Source organism: Allobosea sp., assembly GCF_035999205.1.
GTDB lineage: Bacteria > Pseudomonadota > Alphaproteobacteria > Rhizobiales > Beijerinckiaceae > Allobosea.
This window is the reverse complement of the sequence record NZ_DASYHA010000015.1, coordinates 240,423-258,023: the sequence shown is the minus strand read 5'-3', so window position 1 is coordinate 258,023 and position 17,601 is coordinate 240,423. Positions and strand designations below refer to the sequence as shown.

17 protein-coding genes are annotated in these 17,601 nt (G+C 63.4%); 10 read left to right on the top strand and 7 right to left on the bottom strand.

From position 1 onward, the window contains the following. On the bottom strand, positions 1–753 hold a 753-nt coding region (locus VGN82_RS05490; RefSeq protein WP_327525984.1), incomplete at its 3' end, for an enoyl-CoA hydratase/isomerase family protein. A 121-nt stretch (positions 754–874) separates the two neighbouring features. On the opposite strand from VGN82_RS05490, the gene VGN82_RS05485 reads away from it, so the two are divergent. From VGN82_RS05485 to VGN82_RS05470, 4 genes are read left to right on the top strand one after another with little or no spacing between them, the layout of a single operon-like run. After that, the gene (locus VGN82_RS05485; RefSeq protein ID WP_327525983.1) at positions 875–1,699 is read left to right on the top strand and encodes an IclR family transcriptional regulator; all 825 of its coding nucleotides are present in this window, start codon (positions 875–877) and stop codon (positions 1,697–1,699) included. 16 nt (positions 1,700–1,715) lie between these two features. Beyond that, the gene (locus VGN82_RS05480; protein ID WP_327525982.1) at positions 1,716–2,099 is read left to right on the top strand and encodes a (2Fe-2S)-binding protein; all 384 of its coding nucleotides are present in this window, start codon (positions 1,716–1,718) and stop codon (positions 2,097–2,099) included. Further along, a complete protein-coding gene (locus VGN82_RS05475) occupies positions 2,092–3,456 on the top strand; it encodes an FAD/NAD(P)-dependent oxidoreductase (RefSeq protein WP_327525981.1) in 1,365 nt (454 codons plus the stop codon). Before VGN82_RS05480 ends, VGN82_RS05475 begins: the two co-directional genes overlap by 8 nt. After that, positions 3,453–4,607: an NAD(P)/FAD-dependent oxidoreductase gene (locus VGN82_RS05470; protein WP_327525980.1), complete on the top strand. Its 1,155-nt coding sequence runs from the start codon at positions 3,453–3,455 to the stop codon at positions 4,605–4,607. The genes VGN82_RS05475 and VGN82_RS05470 overlap by 4 nt, the downstream gene beginning before the upstream one ends. A 158-nt stretch (positions 4,608–4,765) precedes the next feature. Here VGN82_RS05470 and VGN82_RS05465 read toward each other — a convergent pair whose 3' ends face one another. Beyond that, the gene (locus VGN82_RS05465; protein WP_327525979.1) at positions 4,766–5,476 is read right to left on the bottom strand and encodes a fumarylacetoacetate hydrolase family protein; all 711 of its coding nucleotides are present in this window, start codon (positions 5,474–5,476) and stop codon (positions 4,766–4,768) included. Between the two features lie 165 nt (positions 5,477–5,641). On the opposite strand from VGN82_RS05465, the gene VGN82_RS05460 reads away from it, so the two are divergent. The 4 genes from VGN82_RS05460 to VGN82_RS05445 are packed head-to-tail and all read left to right on the top strand — an operon-like array spanning position 5,642 to position 9,034. Beyond that, positions 5,642–6,655 carry an ABC transporter substrate-binding protein gene (locus VGN82_RS05460; protein ID WP_327525978.1) on the top strand — a complete coding sequence of 338 codons (1,014 nt, stop codon included), beginning with the start codon at positions 5,642–5,644 and terminating at the stop codon, positions 6,653–6,655. Then, positions 6,652–7,452 (top strand): ABC transporter ATP-binding protein, encoded by an 801-nt coding sequence (locus tag VGN82_RS05455; RefSeq protein WP_327525977.1) that lies wholly within the window; start codon positions 6,652–6,654, stop codon positions 7,450–7,452. The genes VGN82_RS05460 and VGN82_RS05455 overlap by 4 nt, the downstream gene beginning before the upstream one ends. Continuing rightward, positions 7,449–8,327 (top strand): ABC transporter permease, encoded by an 879-nt coding sequence (locus VGN82_RS05450; protein ID WP_327525976.1) that lies wholly within the window; start codon positions 7,449–7,451, stop codon positions 8,325–8,327. Before VGN82_RS05455 ends, VGN82_RS05450 begins: the two co-directional genes overlap by 4 nt. A gap of 14 nt (positions 8,328–8,341) precedes the next feature. Next, positions 8,342–9,034, top strand: coding sequence for a GntR family transcriptional regulator (locus VGN82_RS05445; protein ID WP_327525975.1), 693 nt, complete (start codon positions 8,342–8,344; stop codon positions 9,032–9,034). A gap of 188 nt (positions 9,035–9,222) precedes the next feature. Here the strand turns inward: VGN82_RS05445 and cynS are convergent, their stop codons facing one another. The 4 genes from cynS to VGN82_RS05425 are packed head-to-tail and all read right to left on the bottom strand — an operon-like array spanning position 9,223 to position 12,877. After that, positions 9,223–9,711, bottom strand: a complete 489-nt coding sequence (gene cynS / locus VGN82_RS05440; RefSeq protein WP_327525974.1) for a cyanase — start codon at positions 9,709–9,711, stop codon at positions 9,223–9,225. Positions 9,712–9,770: 59 nt separating this feature from the next. After that, a complete protein-coding gene (locus VGN82_RS05435; protein WP_327525973.1) occupies positions 9,771–10,655 on the bottom strand; it encodes an ABC transporter ATP-binding protein in 885 nt (294 codons plus the stop codon). Between the two features lie 3 nt (positions 10,656–10,658). Beyond that, positions 10,659–11,504, bottom strand: a complete 846-nt coding sequence (gene ntrB / locus VGN82_RS05430; protein ID WP_327525972.1) for a nitrate ABC transporter permease — start codon at positions 11,502–11,504, stop codon at positions 10,659–10,661. Further along, positions 11,501–12,877, bottom strand: a complete 1,377-nt coding sequence (locus VGN82_RS05425; RefSeq protein WP_327525971.1) for a CmpA/NrtA family ABC transporter substrate-binding protein — start codon at positions 12,875–12,877, stop codon at positions 11,501–11,503. The genes ntrB and VGN82_RS05425 overlap by 4 nt, the downstream gene beginning before the upstream one ends. A gap of 177 nt (positions 12,878–13,054) precedes the next feature. Between VGN82_RS05425 and VGN82_RS05420 the strand changes: the two genes are divergently transcribed. Then, a complete protein-coding gene (locus tag VGN82_RS05420) occupies positions 13,055–14,929 on the top strand; it encodes a sigma 54-interacting transcriptional regulator (protein ID WP_327525970.1) in 1,875 nt (624 codons plus the stop codon). A 415-nt stretch (positions 14,930–15,344) separates the two neighbouring features. Here VGN82_RS05420 and VGN82_RS05415 read toward each other — a convergent pair whose 3' ends face one another. Further along, the gene (locus VGN82_RS05415; protein WP_327525969.1) at positions 15,345–16,388 is read right to left on the bottom strand and encodes a helix-turn-helix transcriptional regulator; all 1,044 of its coding nucleotides are present in this window, start codon (positions 16,386–16,388) and stop codon (positions 15,345–15,347) included. A 180-nt stretch (positions 16,389–16,568) separates the two neighbouring features. Between VGN82_RS05415 and VGN82_RS05410 the strand changes: the two genes are divergently transcribed. Then, the gene (locus VGN82_RS05410; RefSeq protein WP_327525968.1) at positions 16,569–16,976 is read left to right on the top strand and encodes a hypothetical protein; all 408 of its coding nucleotides are present in this window, start codon (positions 16,569–16,571) and stop codon (positions 16,974–16,976) included. Positions 16,977–17,601 lie beyond the last annotated feature (625 nt).

Here is a 17,601-nt window from a genome sequence, read left to right as displayed (position 1 = left end):
GCGCTTGGCGAGGAACTCTTCCATCATCCGGGCGGGCTCGCCGGTGGCGTAGGCCTCGCGCTGGTTGCGGATGCCGGCGGCCAGGCACTCGCGGAAGCTGGCCTCCGTCACCTCGCGGAAGCGGGCCTTGTTGAGGCGCATCGCGACCGGCGGCTTGCCGGCGAGCTCGGTGGCCAGCGCCAGTGCGGCCTCCATCACCTGCTCCTGCGGCACGATGCGGTTGATCAGCCCGATGCGGAAGCTTTCCTCCGCATCCATCATCCGGCCGGTCAGCGTCAGGTCGATGGTGCGGGCGATGCCGATCATCTCGCGCATGATCCAGGGTCCAGTCACCGAGGCGATGCCGGAGTTGATTTCCGGCTGGCCCATGGTGACGCCGGGATGGCCGATGCGCAGGTCGCAGAGCAGCGAGACCTGAAAGGCTGAGCCGGCAGCGACACCGTTCAGCGCCGCAATGATCGGCTTCGAGAGCGAGCGGATGCGGTCGTAGAGGCGCTCCCACTCACCCATCCAGACTTCGGCACGGTCGGCGTCGAAAGTCTTGGTCTCGTTGAGATCCTGGCCGGCGCCGAAGGCGCGCTCGCCAGCACCCGTGAGAATGATGGCGCGGACCGCCTCATTCGCCTCGAGCTCATCCAGCGCCTCGACGAGACGCGCCCGCATCGGCGCGTTCCAGGCGTTCAGCTTGTCAGGACGGTTCAGCGTCAGGACGCCGACCGGACCACGGATCTCACTGAGAACGGAATCCTTCACGCCTGTCTCCTGTTGAGTTTTTATCGCTATGAGATAAATCTTATCGTATTCTCGACATGAGCTATCTCCCTTGTCAAGTTGGATTGGGCCAGCCATTCAAACGGTGAGGAGTGAGCCACCGATGTCGATTTCCGAGACGCCCCCGCGCACCCGCCGCCAAGCCGCGCCCGACGAAGCGCAGCAGACGCGCAAGGAAGACGCGCTGATGGTGAATTCGGTCGAGAAAGCCTTCCGCGTCCTTTCGGCCTTCGGCCGCCAGCATCAGACGCTCAGCCTCTCGCAGGTCGCATCCGAGACGGGCATGGACATCAGCTCGGCCCAGCGTTTCACGCACACGCTCAACAAGCTCGGCTACCTGCGCAAGGACGCGCAGACGAAGCGCTTCGAACTGACCGCGCGCACGCTCGACCTCGGCTATCACTTCGTCCGCAGCAGCCGCCTGGTCGACCGGGCGATGCCTTACCTGATGCACCTCAGCAAGGAGACTGAGGAGACCATCAACCTGACGGTGCGCGACGGCACGGAGATCATCTTCGTCTCGCGCTTCCTCAGCCGGAACGTCCTCAACACGGATGTGATCATCGGGACGCGCATGCCGGTTTACTGCACGGCCCCCGGCATCGCCATGCTGTCGCGCCTGCCGGAGGACGAGGCGATGGCCGTCATCGATGCCAGCGACCTCAAGCCCTACACGGCCTCGACGGTCTGGCAGCGTGACGCGCTGCGGGAGAAAATCCGACAAGCGGCCGCACAGGGCTACGCGACGGCATTCGAGGAAGTCTATCTCAGCGACGCCTCGATCGCGGCCCCGATCCTCGACCATCGCGGACAGCCCGAGGGCGCCGTCAACATTGCGGTGTCCTGCTCGCGCTTCAGCCGCGAGGAGGTCATTTCCCGCTTTTCCTCACTGGTCGTGGCCACCGCCCACGCCGTCTCGCGGATCTGAAGCCGATCAAGTCCGCTTGACAGCGCGCGACTGCATTCTATCAATATTCGAACAACTCTATTGCATTGAAATAAAACTGGGGTTCTGGACGATGGGCGGAGGCGGCGCTCAGTTGTTTCGCGTCGCGAAGCGCGACGGCGCTCGGGTGACGCTCACCCTCGACGGCGAACCCATCGGCGCGACGGCCGGGGACAGTGTCCTGGCCGCCCTGCTGAGCCACGGACCGATCTTGCGCCGGCTCGAGTTTGGAGGCGAGCCGCGGGCCGGCTTCTGCCTGATGGGCGCCTGCCAGGATTGCTGGGTCTGGAGCGAGGCCGGCGGCCGGATTCGCGCCTGCACGACGCCCGTGGCTGAGGGGATGCGGCTCTTCACCGAAGCGCAGGTGCAGGCGCGTGGCTGAGATCGTCATCGTCGGCGCTGGGCCCGCGGGCATCGCGGCGGCGGAGGTTCTGGTGGCGCAGGACCAGCGTGTGACGCTGCTCGACGAGGCGGCGCAAGCCGGCGGACAGGGCTATCGCAGGCCGTCGCCCAGCCTCGCCATCGACATGGCCGGCCTGATGGGCAGCGAGGCTGGCAAATATGCCGGGCTGCATGCCCGCTTCGAACGCCTGCGCCCGCAGCTTGACTATCGTCCGGGCACACTGGTCTGGGCGATGGACGGAGACCGTCTGCATGTCCTGACCGGCGGACGTGCCGGGACAGTCCGGTTCGACATGCTCATGCTCGCCACGGGCGCGATGGACCGCATCGCACCACTGCCGGGCTGGACCCTGCCGGGGGTCTTCACGCTCGGCGGCGCGCAGGTCGTGCTGAAGGACCAGGGTTGCCTGATCGGCCGGCGTGTCGCCTTCCTCGGCTCGTCGCCGCTGCTGACGCTCGCAGCCAAGCAATATCGGGCGATGGGTGGCGAGGTCGTCGTTATCGCCGACACCACCCCTCTGTACGCCAAGATCGCGACCTCGCCGGCCCTGCTGCGCGCACCACGGACCTTGCTGCGCGGACTAGCCTACACGGCGCAGGCCATGATTGCCGGCACGCCTCTGCTGAACGGTGTTAAACCAATCGCAGTCGAGGGCACCGAGCGCGTCGAGGCTCTGGTCCTGCGCGATGCGTCAGGCCGCGAGCGACGCTTCGCCTGCGATGCCGTGGCGCTCGGCTACGGGCTGAAGCCTGAGACCCAGCTCGCCGATCTGGCCGGCGCAGAATTCGCCTACGACCGGGACTTTCGGCTGTTCCTGCCAAAGGCCGATGCCTTCGGGCGCGTCCGCCGCGGCCTCTATCTCGCCGGCGACGGTGCCCGGATCGGCGGTGCCGACGCAGCGGAGGCGAGCGGCGCGCTTGCGGCGCATGCGGTGCTCGCCGATCTCGGCCTGCAGCAGGACATCGCCGCGATCCGGCCTCTCGCACGCCGGGTGCAGCGGCTGCGCGATTTCCAGCGCGGGCTGGCGCGCGCCTTCGCCTGGCCGTCACGGCAGATCGGCGCGTTGCCGGACGAGACCGTGCTCTGCCGCTGCGAGCGCGTCACGGTCGGCGAGGTGCGCGGCGCCATGACGAAGGGGCTCGGCCCAGTCGAGGTCAATCGGGTCAAGGCGATGACCCGCTGCGGCATGGGCCGCTGCCAGGGGCGCGTCTGCGGACCGGCTCTGCAGGAGGTAGTAGCAGCGGCCGCCGGTCATGACGTCGAGGCAGGCGGCCGGCTGCGCGGGCAGGCCCCGGTCAAGCCGATCGCGCTCGTCGCAGCCGAGGAGACGCCGTGACCGCCGCGACCACCGATGTCGCCATCGTCGGCGGCGGCCTGATCGGCGCCTGGACGGCGTTCTTCCTCGCGCGCCGCGGCCAGCGCGTGACGCTGATCGAGAAGGGCGTCGTCGGCGCACAGTCGAGCGGAGTAAATTTCGGCAATCTGCGGCTGCAAGGCCGTTATCCCGCACAGTATCCGCTATCCCTGCGCTCCCAGGCGCTCTGGGAGGATCTGGAGGCCCTGATCGGCGAGGACTGCGAGTTCGCGCGGACCGGGCATCTCTACCTCGCCTATGACAAGGAGGAGAGCGAAAAGCTCGAAGGCTACGCCAAGGTCTCGGACTCCTACGGCCTGCAGATCGAGCGCGTCGGCCCGGCGGAATTGCGGAAGCGCTGGCCATGGCTCGGCGAACGCGCCGTGGCAGCGACCTTCTCGGAGCGGGACGCCACGGCCAACCCTCGTCTCGCGACACCTGCCATCGCCAGGGCCGCACTGGCCCAGGGCGTTGAGATCAGGGAGGAAACACGCGTCAGCGACGTTGCGCGCCAGGGCGAGGGCTTCCTGCTGACAATGGCGGACGGATCGCAGCTGAGCTGCGGCGCACTGGTCAACAGCGCGGGCGCCTGGGCGCTGGAGATCGCCGAGCGCTTCGGCGAAACGGCGCCGCTTTTCCCGGCGGGGCCGCCGCAATTCGTCACCGAGCCCGTGCCCTACCAGATCGAACCCTCCATACAGGCGATCGACGGATCGGTGATCTTCCGCCAGATTCCGCGCGGCAACATCATCCTGGCAGGCTATCCGCGAACGGCGGCCGACCCGGTCTCCAACCGCGCGCCCGTGCCGCCGGCAAAGACCCTAGCCGCGATGCGGGCGCTGGCACGTGTCGCGCCCGGGCTCGCGCATTGCCACGTCATTCGCGTCTGGTCCGGCATCGAGGCCTATCTGCCGGACATGATCCCCGTCATCGGGCCGAGCCTGACGCAGCCCGGTCTTTTCCACGCCTTCGGCTTCTGCGGCCACGGCTTCCAGATCGGCCCAGGAGTCGGGCTTTGCCTGAGCGAGATGATTCTCGACGGCGGCACACCGACGCCGCTCGACGCCTTCTCGATCGGGCGCTTCCGGGCCGAGGCGACGGTCAGCGAAAAATTCCGCAAGGAGTTCGATTGAGCGACCGTGCGAGCTCGCCGCGTCGGGCAGCTGACGGCAGGCAGATCAAGCTCGGCCCATTGCTGTTTCGAACCAGCATTGGTTCTGAACCCGGCAACGCGGCTGCTGCGAAGCTGATACAGACAAGTCCGATCAGCCGCGTGCTGGCACTGGCGTAATCAGGCGGCGGCCTCGCCGATCGTGACCGTCAACTGGCCAAGCCCTTCGATCGACCCCACCAGAACATTGCCCGGCATGACTGCGCCGACGCCGTGCGGCGTGCCGGTCATGATAAGATCGCCAGGCTCCAGCGAATAGTACTTCGACAGCGTCGAGATGATCTCGGGCGTGCGCCAGATCATCAGCGAGAGCACCGAATCCTGGCGCGCCACGCCATCGACTTCGAGCTTGATGCCACCCGACGCGGGATGTCCGACCGTCTCGACTGGGTAGATCGGTCCGCAGGGTGCTGAATGGTCGAAGGACTTCTTCAACTCCCAGGGAATGCGCGGGCCATCAGGTGTATCGAGCAGTCGCCGCCGGGTCATATCGAGGCAGATGCCATAGCCGAACACGTGCGACAGCGCCTCTTCCTGCGGAATGTTGTAGCCGCCGCCCTTCATCGCCACCATGAGCTCGAGCTCGAAATGGAAATCGTCGGTCATCGGGGGATACGGCACCGTTCCGCCATCCTGCACGATCGAATCCGCGGGCTTCTGGAAGATCAAAGGAAAGTCACGGGTCTCATCGCCTCCCATCTCGCGGACATGCGCGACATAGTTGCGGCCCACGCAGTAGATTCGCCGCACGGGATAGCGCGCCGATGAGCCGATGACCGGAAGGCTGGACTGAACAGGTGCCGGGACGGCGAATTCTGCGAGCGTGGACATCGAGCGACCATGGCTGATTGACGACGATCGCGGAGCATAGGGCGGACACACGGCGTGTCCAGAAGATTATGCATATTTTTTTCATTTGGCGCAGAATGTGAATTTAATTGACACGTAGCCACGATGATGCATCGTTTCGCTACGAAAAAATGTAAGGGGAATGGCATGAAGCGTAGGCAGTTCATCAAGGGGGCTGCAGCGCTGCCCCTCGCGCTCGCGGCGCCCAAGGCACTGGCGCAGGCTACTGACGAGCTCACCATTGTCTATCCGAGCCCTGGCGGTCTGGGATATTTCGCGGTCTATGCAGCAATCGGCGAAGGCTACTTCGCCGAGGAAAAGATCAAGATTACGCCACGTAGCGTCAACGGCTCTGCGGCTGCGATCCAGGCGCTGCTCGCCGGGCAGGCGCAACTAGCCCACCCCGGGCCGGGACCGCTGATGGCGGCTCGCGAGCGCGGGCAAGACCTCGTCTACATCTATAATTACTTCACGCGCAGCCAGTTCAATCTGGTCGTGCCCGAGACCTCCTCCTTCCAGAAGCCGACCGACCTGAAAGGCAAGGTCATCGGCGTCGGGACGGCCGACGGAGCCGAAGTCGCCTTCGTTCGCTCGATCTTCGATGCGGAAGGCATGAAGGAGGGACAGGACTACAAGTTCATCACGGTGGGCGAAGGCGGCATGGCCGTGGCCGGCTTCATGCAGAAGTCGATCGACGCCTATGCCTCGGATACGGCCGGAGCGGCGACCCTGAACCTGCGCGGAATCAAGCTGCGCTCGCTGACCCCGCCGCGCTTCCAGTCCTTCTTCGGCAACGGCTACGTGGTCACGCGCAAGTATCTGGACGAGAACCGCAGCATTCTTGAGCGCTTCGGTCGCGCTCTGGTGCGCGGCAGCAAGTTCGGCCTCGACCCGGCCAACAAGGCGGCCGTCCTGAAGCATGCGCGCATGGGCAATCCGCAGCAGCTCGAGAATATGCCCTTCGCGGAAGCGCTGATGGACGTCTATTACCGCCTGGCGGCGCCGCTCGATCCCGCCAAGGGCTTCGGATACAACAACCCCGAAGCTTGGGAGCTGTGGCAGAAGACCCTCCTGGCCTCGGGCGATCTCAAGAAGCCGCTCGACGATCTCAGCAAGGCCTACTCCAATGATCTCGTGGCGGCCTGGAACGCGCCGAAATGACATTGGCCTCCGTCGCAACGGCCGGGCACGTAGCCCGGCCGGTCTATGAACTCAGCCGCGTATCGAAAGTCTATGGGGAGCGGGTCGTTGCGCTGGAGAGCGTCGACCTCACCTTGCGCGAAGGCGAATTCCATTCGGTCATCGGTTCGAGCGGTTGCGGCAAGTCCACCCTGCTCAAGATCATGGCCGGGCTGACGCCCCCGTCCAAGGGCAGGGTTATGCTGGCGGGCACGCCGGTACTGGGCGCGCGCGCCGACATCGGCATGATGTTCCAACAGGCGACACTGTTTCCGTGGCGCACAACGCTGCAGAATATCCTGTTGCCAATCGAGGTACGCGAAGGGCGTGCTGCGGCCGAAGCCGCGGCACAGCGTGCGAAGAGCCTGCTCGAACTCGTTGGCCTCAAGGGCTTCGAGACGACCTATCCCTCACAGCTTTCCGGCGGCATGGCGCAGCGCGCTGCGATCTGCCGGATGTTGATTTCCGAGCCGAACGTGCTGCTGCTCGACGAGCCTTTCAGCGCGCTCGACGAGATCACGCGCGATTTCATGAACATGGAATTGCAGCGGATTTGCCGCGAGCGGAACGCCTCGGCCTTCCTGGTAACGCATTCGATCGCAGAAGCGGTGATCCTGTCCGACATCGTGCATGTGATGTCAGCGCGGCCCGGCCGGATCGTCCGCAGCATTGCGATCGACTTGCCGCGGCCGCGCACGCTCGACATGGCGACCCTTCCGCGATTTGGGGCCTATGTCAGCGAGATCCGCGAGTTGCTCGACAAGGGGGCCTTCCTGTGAGCCAAACCGCCGAAACATCATCTGCCGGGCTGCCGGCCGACACCGTCTGGGCGGAGAAGGTCTCGGTCACGTCCAAGCTCCCGCGCTGGATCCTGATGCTCGGGCTGCTCGCTCTCTTTCTCGGCTTGTGGCAGGGCGTCACCGCATCGGGCATCGTCTCGCCTTTGATCCTGCCGTCCCCAGCGGACACGATCCGCGACATCGGGTTTGTCGGTCGCAACCTCACCTCTGGCGACTACATGCTGCCGGCCTTGTGGGTCACCGCGAGCGAGGTCGTCTGGGGCTTCGTCCTGGCGCTGGCGATCGGCGTCTCGCTCGGCGTCCTCGTCGGCGAAACCAGCTTCGGCGAGCGGGCCGTGATGCCCTACATCGTCGCGATCGACACCATGCCAAAGCTTGCCTTCGCGCCGCTCTTCGTCGCCTGGCTCGGCTTCGGCATCATGTCGAAAGTGGCGCTGGCTGCTTTCATCTCGGTCTTCCCGATCATCGTCGGCACGGCTGCAGGCCTGCATGCGGCGGACGAGAATGCCCGAATGCTCTTTAAGAGCATCGGCGCCTCGCGGCTGCAGACGCTGGTCAAGCTCAAGATTCCCACGGGCCTCCCACAGTTCTTCACCGGCCTGAAGATCGCGGCGATCAGTGTGGTGTCGGGCGCGATAGCCGGCGAGTTCCTCGGCGGCGGCGCAGGCTTCGGCGAGCTCATTCGCGTGGCGGCCTCGCAGCTCGATACCCCGAGGGTGTTTTCGCTGATCATCTATCTCAGCCTGCTCGGGCTCGCCATGTTCGGCCTCGTCTCCTGGCTACAATATCGGTTCGTGTTCTGGCAGCGTTCGAGTAACAGCATCTCTGCTAAGACGACACGAACAGCGGCTTGAACCCGAGAACACGCATGGCGAAGGCAAGCGAAAAGACCACGCTGTCGACGACAGTTTACCAAAAGCTGCGCAACGCCATTATTCAGGGCGAATTCCGACCGGGCGCGAAGATGCGGATCGAGTCGCTTGCCGACAGTTATGGCGTCGGCAGCAACGCGGTGCGCGAGGCGTTGTCCCGGCTTTCGGCGGAAAGGCTGGTCGAACGTTACGAACATCGCGGCTTCGCCGTGCCGGCGATTGCGCTCGAAGACTGGCGGATCCTGGTGCGCACGCGCTGCTGGCTCGAGACGAAGGCGCTCGAAGAGGCAATGGCTCATCGCACGGAGAGTTGGGAAGAGGCCATTGTCCTGGCGCTTCATCGGTTGTCACGATTTCGGTCGGACAAGGAGGACGAGCGGGCAGGCTGGGAGGATGCGCACCGGAATTTCCATCGCGCGTTGCTGGCAAATTGTGGCTCACCCTGGCTGCTCGAATTCTGCGATGTCCTTGCAGACCATGCAACGCGCTACGTTTTCGTCTCACATGCTTATGGCAACAAGAAGCGCCAAGGGTTCAGCGAGCATGAAGCCTTGATGAAGGCAGTCCTGCATGGGACATCGAGCCATGCCTGCGATTTACTTCAGTCACACTACATGAAGACATTCGAGAGCGTTGAATCACTTTTCAAAGGCGGAATTCTTGAAGAACTCTCCGATGTGAGCAACTGATTGCGGGAAGCCGCAGGTGATCGGCTTTCGTCTCACGAACACCCCAAATCAAACTTCAGCTTCCCTGCAATGACCCAACGCCCGCGCAAAACGCAACGCGATATTCTGCATATGCGTGGAGCTTAACAACTGTTGGCTGCGCGGGCGCGCCATTCGGCCGGTTGAACGACGCGGTTGGTGCCGAGCGGTCAGGTTTCCTTGAAGCCGTAGTCCGGGATGCCCTGCTCGTTGCCGTAGTATTTGTAGGGCAGGAACTTGCCGGACATTCCGATCTTGACGCGATCGCCCTTGGGATTGGCCTCCCGCTCGAAGGTGATGTTGAAGTCGATCGCCGACATGATGCCGTCGCCGAACTCCTCCTCGATCAGGGCCTTCCAGGCAGGACCGTTGACCATCACCATCTCGTAGAAGCGGTAGATCAGCGGGTCGGTCGGCGGCATCGGCGTGCCGGTGCCGCGATAGGGCACCTCGTTCAGCATCCGCTCTTCCATCTCGGTGAGGCCGAAGAGCTCGCGCGCTGCCTTGGCCAGCGGCTTGGGGAGCTTCATCTGGCCGAGCAGCGCACCGATGATCAGCACCTCCGACATGCCGCCGATTTCGCTGGTGATGTGTTTCCAGCTCCAGCCCTTCTCGCGCTTGATGTCGAGGATCTTCTCGGTGAGTTCTTCGCGCTTCATTGGTTTCGTCCTCCTTGGTGCCGCGCCTGAAGCCCGGCTTGCGATGGGATGAGAGTTGATCAGGCCGCCGCGCGGCCGGCATCAGGGCCGTGGTCGCCGGCGGTTGGACGCACCACGGGCGGATGCCTGCGGTCGTAGCCTTCGGGAATCGCGTCCTTGAACGACTTCGAACGGGTTACGAGGAAGTCGATCAGATGGTTGCGGATGGCGTAGTAATCCGGGTGGTGATGGACCTCCGCACGAACGCGCTCGCGCGGCAGCGGGTTCTCGACGATCTCGGCGATCATTGCCTGCGGGCCGTTGGTCATCAGCACGATGCGGTCGGCGAGATAGATCGCCTCGTCGACATCATGGGTGATCATGAAACCGGTCTGGCCGGTCTCCAGGCAGATGCGGCGCACCTCGTCCTGCAACGTGCCGCGCGTCAGCGCGTCGAGCGCCGAGAAGGGCTCGTCCATGAGCATGATCTTGGGCTCGATCGACAGGGCGCGGGCGATGCCGACGCGCTGCTTCATGCCCCCGGATAGCTCGGACGGCTTCTTCAGCTCCGAGCCCTTGAGGCCGACCTTCTCGATAAAGGCCATGGCATGCGCGGTGACCTGCGCCCGGGACCAACCCTTGTTCCGGGCCGCAACTGCATAGGCGACATTGCCGAGCACGCTGCGCCAGGGCAGCAGCGCATGGCTCTGGAAGATCACGGCCCGGTCGAGCGAGGGCCCTTCGATGGCGCTGCCGTCGACGATCGCCGCTCCTTCATCCGGTGCGTCGAGGCCATTAAGGATGTTGAGCACGGTCGTCTTGCCGCAGCCGGAATGGCCGATGATGCAGGCGAACTCGCCCTTCCGCATCGAGAACCAGAGATCCTCGAATACCGTGGTCGTGCCGCCGCCCGCCTTCGGATAGCGCCGGGCAATTCCCTCGATGGAGATGAACTTCTCGGTCATGGCTCAATCCGGATAGGTCACGGCGCGCTGCAGGCGGGCGAGCGTCTGGTCGAGGATCATGCCCATCAGGCCGATCACGGTGATCGCGACGATCACATTGGTGATCGAGAGGTTGTTCCATTCGTTCCAGACGAAGTACCCGATGCCGGTGCCGCCCACGAGCATCTCGGCCGCGACGATGACGAGCCAGGCGATACCGATCGAGATGCGCATGCCGGTCAGGATCGTTGGCGCCGCCGCCGGCAGGATGACGGTGAGCGCCCGCTTCATCGGTCCGACTTCGAGCGTGCGCGCGACGTTGACCCATTCCCTGCGCACCGCCGAGACCCCGAAGGAGGTGTTCAGCAGCATCGGCCAGACCGAGCAGATGAAGATCACGAAGATCGCCGAGATGCTCGAATCCTTGATCGTGTAGAGCGCGAGCGGCATCCAGGCCAAGGGCGAGATCGGCTTGAGAACCTGGATGAAGGGGTCGAGCGCCTTCGAGATCAGCGGCGAAAGCCCGATCAGGAAGCCGAGCGGCACGGCCACCAGCACAGCAAGCGCATAGCCGAGGAGCACGCGGCCGAGCGAGTAGGCGAGCTGGATGCCGAGCCCCTTGTCGTTTGGCCCCTTGTCGTAGAACGGATCTTTGAGGTGGCCCCATATCGTCTTGCCGACATCGAGCGGGCCGGGCATCGCCGATTTGCCCTGCGTGACCTGCTGGCCCATCAGCTTGGCGTATTCGGGATCGATGTTGGCGGCCGGCGCGCCGCCGCCCGACTGCGTCGCGACGTGCCAGGCCATCAGGAACACGGCGAAGATCGCAAGCGACAGGACGAAGGCGCGGATATTGAGGGGAAGGGTCATGTCCGCTTGATCGCGAAGCTCTTGACGTAGTCCTCCGGCTTCGAGGCATCGAAGCTCTTGCCCATCACGACGATGGTCTTGGAGCCGGGCGTCGGCGGCGTCAGACCCGCCTCCTTCATCAGCTTGGTCGTGTCTGTCTCCAGGAAGACCTGCTTCGCGATGCCGGCATAGTCGACATCGCCCTTGATCTGCCCCCAGCGCTTCATCTGGGTCAGGATCCAAACCGCGAAGCCATCCCAGGGGAAGGGGTCGAAATCGATGCGCTTGGGATCGCGCTGGACGCTGCCGAGCCCATCCGCATAGGTGCCGGTCAGGATCTGCTCCAGAACCGTCACCGGCTGGTTGATGTAGTTCGCCGGCGCGATGGCCTCGGCGATCTGCTTGCGGTTATCGGGGTTCGAGGCGAAGGCGGTGGCGTCGATGATGCCTTTGAGCAGTGCCGCATAGCTGTTCGGCGTCTGCGTGACGAACTCCCTGGATGCCGCGAAGGCGCAGCAGGGATGCCCGTCCCAGATCTGCTTCGACAGGATGTGGATGAAGCCGACGCCGTCGAAGACCGCGCGCTGGTTCATCGGGTCTGGACCGAGGAAGCCGTCGATATTGTCGGCGCGCAGGTTCGCGACCATCTCCGGCGGCGGCACCGCGCGGATCTGCACGTCCGTATCCGGGTCGATGCCATGCTCGGCGAGATAATAGCGCAGTAGGTAGTTGTGCATCGAATAGTCGAAGGGCACGGCAAATTTGAAGCCCTTCCACGACTTCGGATCGCGCTTGTCCTTGTGCTTGACCGAGAGCGTGATCGCCTGGCCGTTGATGTTCTCGATCGCCGGGATCGTATAGGGCGTCGCGGTCGAGCCGACACCCATCGTGATCGCCAAGGGCATTGGCGAGAGCATATGCGCGGCGTCGTATTCCTTGTTCAACGTCTTGTCGCGGATCACCGCCCAGCCGGCCGTCTTGATGACTTCGACGTTGAGACCGTGTTTCGAATAGAAGCCCATCGGATGGGCCATGATGATCGGGGTCGCGCAGGTGATCGGGATGAATCCGACCTTGAGGTCTTTCTTCTCAGGAACGGCCTGAGCGAAGGCCTCGGTGGCCGCTGCGATCGGCAGCAGACTGGAGATCGCCGCCATCGCAGTCGAGGCGCCGACCTGCTGGAGGAAGAGGCGACGCTGCGCGTCGCGCGGGAAGAGCGCTCGCATCACGGCGTTCTCGACGATGCGCCCGTAGCGCGTCTCCTCGTGCTGGGCAGCCTCTACGGATTCGGCCCGCAGTGCGCGCTCATGAGCATCCTGGCTGTCATGCTGGCCGCAGGTGCAGCCGCGGACGATGCGTCGGGTGGCGTCGAAGGCATTCTTGAACAGCGACATACGTGTCTCCTCGGCGACCGCGGAAAAGGCTCGCATTGCTGAGCAAAGAGCGGGCCAGAGCGGAGGCGCCGGTCAAATTCAATGAAATCAGCTGGTTGTTTGAAATTCGGAAATCGCGAAATCTCGCAAAAAACGATATTCCGTGACCTCATTCACGAATTATCGTAATCCTTCCGCATGGAGCATTCATTCGCCGAGCTGTCTTTCGAAAGCGCCTCGGATCCGGCTCTGGCCGTCGAGGCCGGGTCCGGCCGCATCCTTGCCGTCAATGGGCCGGGACGCCGCCTCTTCGCGGCCGATGGCAATCTTGACGGCGCTCGCGTGGTGGAATTGTTTCCGGGGCAGGTTCCGGCACTGACGGTCTTCACCGAGGCCGTCCTGCACAAGGGGAGCTACGTCACGCGCGCGCTGGCTCCCCGACGCGCAGACGGCCTCGCTGGGGCATTCGAATGTCTCGGCACTGTGATCGAGGGCGCGCCGGTTCCCTCGATCCTGCTGTCCTTTTCCGACCTCGACGCGCGCCGACAGCGGGATCTCGACGCCGATGCCGAGGACCACATGCGCGGCGGCATCGCCGAATGGCGGCGAACCGAGCGTCTATTCCAGGACATCGAACGGGGCAACCAGCTCATCCTGCGTGCGGCAGGCGAGGGCATCTTCGGCGTCAATGACGAAGGCCGGACGACCTTCGTCAACCCGGCAGCAGAAGCCATGCTCGGCTGGGAGCCCGGCGCGCTCGTCGGCCGCGACATGCATGCCTGCGTGCATCATCACCGGGCCGATGGCAGCCACTACCCGCATCAGGAATGCCCGATCTACGCCGCCTTCCGCGACGGCTCCGTGCATCATGTCGAAAACGAGATGTTCTTCCGCCGCGACGGCTCCGGCTTCTGGGTCGAGTACACCTCCACGCCGATCCGCGACCGCGGCCGGCTCGTGGGCGCGGTGATCATATTTCGCGACGTGACCGCCCGCCATGAAGCCGACGAGCGGCTGCGCGCCGCGCTCGCCGAGGTCGACAGCCTGCGAGAGCGTCTGCAGAACGAGAATGCCTATCTGCAGGAGGAAATCCGCAGCGAGCGCAGCCATCGCGGCATCATCGGCAGCTCGGCGGCGATCCAGGCCATTCTGAGGCAGGTCGAGCTGGTCGCGCGCACCGACGCCGCCGTCCTGATCACCGGCGAATCCGGCACCGGTAAGGAACTGATCGCCAGCGCGATCCACGAGGCGAGCGAGCGCGGCGCCCGCCCGCTGATCCGTGTCAACTGCGCTGCCGTGCCGCGCGACCTGTTCGAGAGCGAGTTCTTCGGCCATGTCAAAGGCGCCTTCACCGGCGCTTTGCGCGATCGTCTCGGCCGGTTCGAACTCGCCGATGGGGGCACACTCTTCCTCGACGAGGTCGGCGAGATCCCGCTCGAACTGCAGGGCAAGCTGCTCCGCGTTCTGCAGGAGGGCGAGTTGCAGCGCATTGGCGAGGAGCGCACCCGCCATGTCGACGTGCGCGTCGTCGCAGCGACCAACCGCGACCTGCGCCGCGAAGTGCGCGAAGGCCGCTTCCGTGAGGATCTGTTCTTTCGGCTCGCCGTCTTCCCGATCGTCTCCGTGCCGTTGCGTGACCGGCTGGACGATGTCCCTGCCCTCGCCCTGCATTTCCTGGCGATGGCGGAACGCCGGCTGCGCACGAGCGGGCTAAAGCTTTCGAAGAGCGACGTCATGCGGCTCTGCGCCTATGATTGGCCCGGTAATGTCCGCGAACTCCAGAACGTCATCGAGCGCGCGGCCATTCTGGCTCGTGACGGCCGCCTAGCAATCGACCTGCCGGGAGCGCCGCAGCTCCCGCCGAAGGACGAGTCACATCTGATTCCGACCGGCGTCCTGCTCACCGAAACGGATCGGCGTGAGCGTGATCGAGCCGCGCTGGCGGCGGCCCTGGAAGCTGCGCGAGGGCGCGTCAGCGGGCCCGGCGGCGCAGCCGAACTGCTCGGGCTCAGGCCGACGACGCTGGCCTCTCGCCTGAAGAAGCTCGCAATCGACCCGCGCAGCTTCAAATAGCGCATGCTGCGGGACTTGCAGTTTTTCTAACAGAAACACCGAAGCATTCTCAGATTGTCGAATGACGGACAGCCGTCAGCTAGTCTGCGAAAGCTTCCGCTTCCCGGCAGTCAGTGAATGTCCGCACTTGGCGCCGGCTACGCCCCTGCTTCTTCCCACGACAGAGCTCGATATCGGCGCCTTTTCCGTCGTTGGGGCCGGACGCATCTCATCTTGCGTTGCCCGGGAGCGAATGCGGGCAACCAGACCGCGGACATCCGAAGCCTCGACCCGCAGCCTGGCGCTCCAAGGCCTCGCGTCGAGAGCCATAACCTTGGCTCCTTATTGGCGCGAGCGAAAGCTTACGGCCACCTTCATTCCGGTTAGACGGCTCAGCATGCCAGCAACCGGCTCAATTTAATGCCGTTTGGCCACATCAACCGACTTCAGGCTTGGCCCGAGCGGAGGCGTTCCGGACCGTCTCGCTGGGCGTCTTTCCGAACCGGCGGCCATAAGCAGCAGAAAACCGCGTTGTGTTGGTGAAACCGTATCGGCGGGCGATCGTCGTGATCGACGCGTCACTGATGTTTCGTGTGAGTTCGCCTCGCACCAGATCAAGCCGGATGGCATGGAGCACGGCCAACGGGGTCTTGTTGCGGAAGTGTTTGAAGACGGTCGCCAGCGTTCGCAAACTGCAGCCGGCCGCCTCGGCGACATGTGCCATTCGAATTGGCTGCGCTCCATGGGCGCGCATGAAATCCTCCGCGCGTCGGACATAGGCTGGGATCGCCGCGTCTCCTGTGCAGGCGAGTCGATCGCTGTAGTTGTGGCGGGCGCCGTGCAGGACCAGCGAGATCATCGAATCGGTTAGTGATGCCAAGGCGACCGGGCTGCTGGGCACACCGTCCTTCCTTTGAAGTTCAAGCATGACGAAATCGAGCTGGTGTTTCAGGCTGGCCGTGAGGCCCATGCTCCAATCGAGGCCGGTGTCGAATTCGAGTGGCTGGCGTAGCGGCTCGTCCAGCATGTGCTCCAGCGCGATCTCCAGATCGGCGACTTTGAAGAAGACATTGTTGCGCGCATTGTCGTTGCTGATCGAAAGCAGGCCGCCCGGCCCGGGCCTCCAAACAAGCCCTGACCGGGTTGTAGCCGTCGTGGCCGCACCGCCTCTGGTCAAGGTGATTTGGCCAGCCAGCATCGTCGTGAAGCAATACAAGCTGCCATCGTCACCATCGACGGACACGTCGGTTGCAAAACTGCTCTCGGCATAGCTCGCCAGGATCGAGCCCGTTCCCCGCGTGGCGATCGTGAAGATCGGCTGTTCGAACCGCCGGCGCCACAGCGCGCGATCCTGCAGTTGATAGGTATAGATGCGGTTCGAGCGTTCGGCCCGTTCCCGAACGCGAAAATGGCCGTTCAGATCTTCCGGATCATTCGCCCGGACAACATCGAACATCGCCAGTCGGGCGGAATCGGTCATCGGCGCCCCCATCGACATCCCCCGCGCCGGTCGTCATTCCCGCGTCTCGCGCAGCCTTCGACAAAATCGGCAGCGGATCGACAAATTCGGCAACGAAATCCGGCATGTCATCAAAATCATCATCGCCGATTTCGGGCGATATGCAAACGTGAGTTCAGTCGCTTGCCAGTGGGGCTCCCAATGCCTGACGTCTTTCAGACGACGCCAATGACATCACTGAAGTGCCTCCCTGCCTGGCGCGGAAGAGCGACTGCTGGCCTGGTCGCGACTGCCGCGCTCGTGAAATGGTCGATGTTGCTCACGGCGGGGGCGGCCCTGGCGACTGCCGAGCCAAGCCCGTCGAAACAGCACCTGACACGGATTCAGCACGCCTGCCTGAGCTGGGATCTAAACCTGCAGCAGATGCTGAACTGGAGTGAGGCGTATGCGATCCATCCCCACGCTCTGCGATCAGCCGTGCATCAAGAGGCCGCCAAGTTGCGCGAGCGATGCACTCGCGATGTTACGCCTGCAACGATCAATCGCTACGTTGTACTCAGCAAAATGCTGCACGACGACGAAGCAGATGAGGTAGAAAGCTTCGATTGACAATACTCGACAGAAATTTAATCGAGACATTGTGTGCATTTATTAACTCCAACCATGAATTATATCTCGTATATTCAGATGCCAATCTAAAAATGAATTAGATTAACTCCATAATCACACTACAAATTTCACATTATCGACGCCTCTATATTTTAAGTATATCAAATTATTATTTATTAACGCGTCAGGAGGCATTGCCATGGTCGAATTTGCTATGCTCATCGCAGGATTCTTACCCGCATTTGGAGGTGATTATATCAACAACTCAGTCACTCCTTCCCCCGTTATTTATTGTAGAACGAATAGAATAGAATTCTACGACGCAAGCGCCAAATTGACATCAACAAGTACGATCACTAATGACTTATTCAAGCAATATTGCAGCCGACCAAACAGCAGAAAGCAAGTTTGAGCACGGCAGATCAACCGGCGCTTGATGTCATATTGCGAACGAATAGATTGATCCGATCTCGCCGGATTGCACCGGCGCTCCGAGAGCAGTGCAGACCACAGTACGGCTGGGCTTTTGAACGTGTAAGCGACTGGTGTCGGGCGTCCAACGCAATGTCCGCAGGCGGCGCAAGCTGGCCCTCCGTCCTCTCGGGAGGGAATGTCTGCTTGCGAG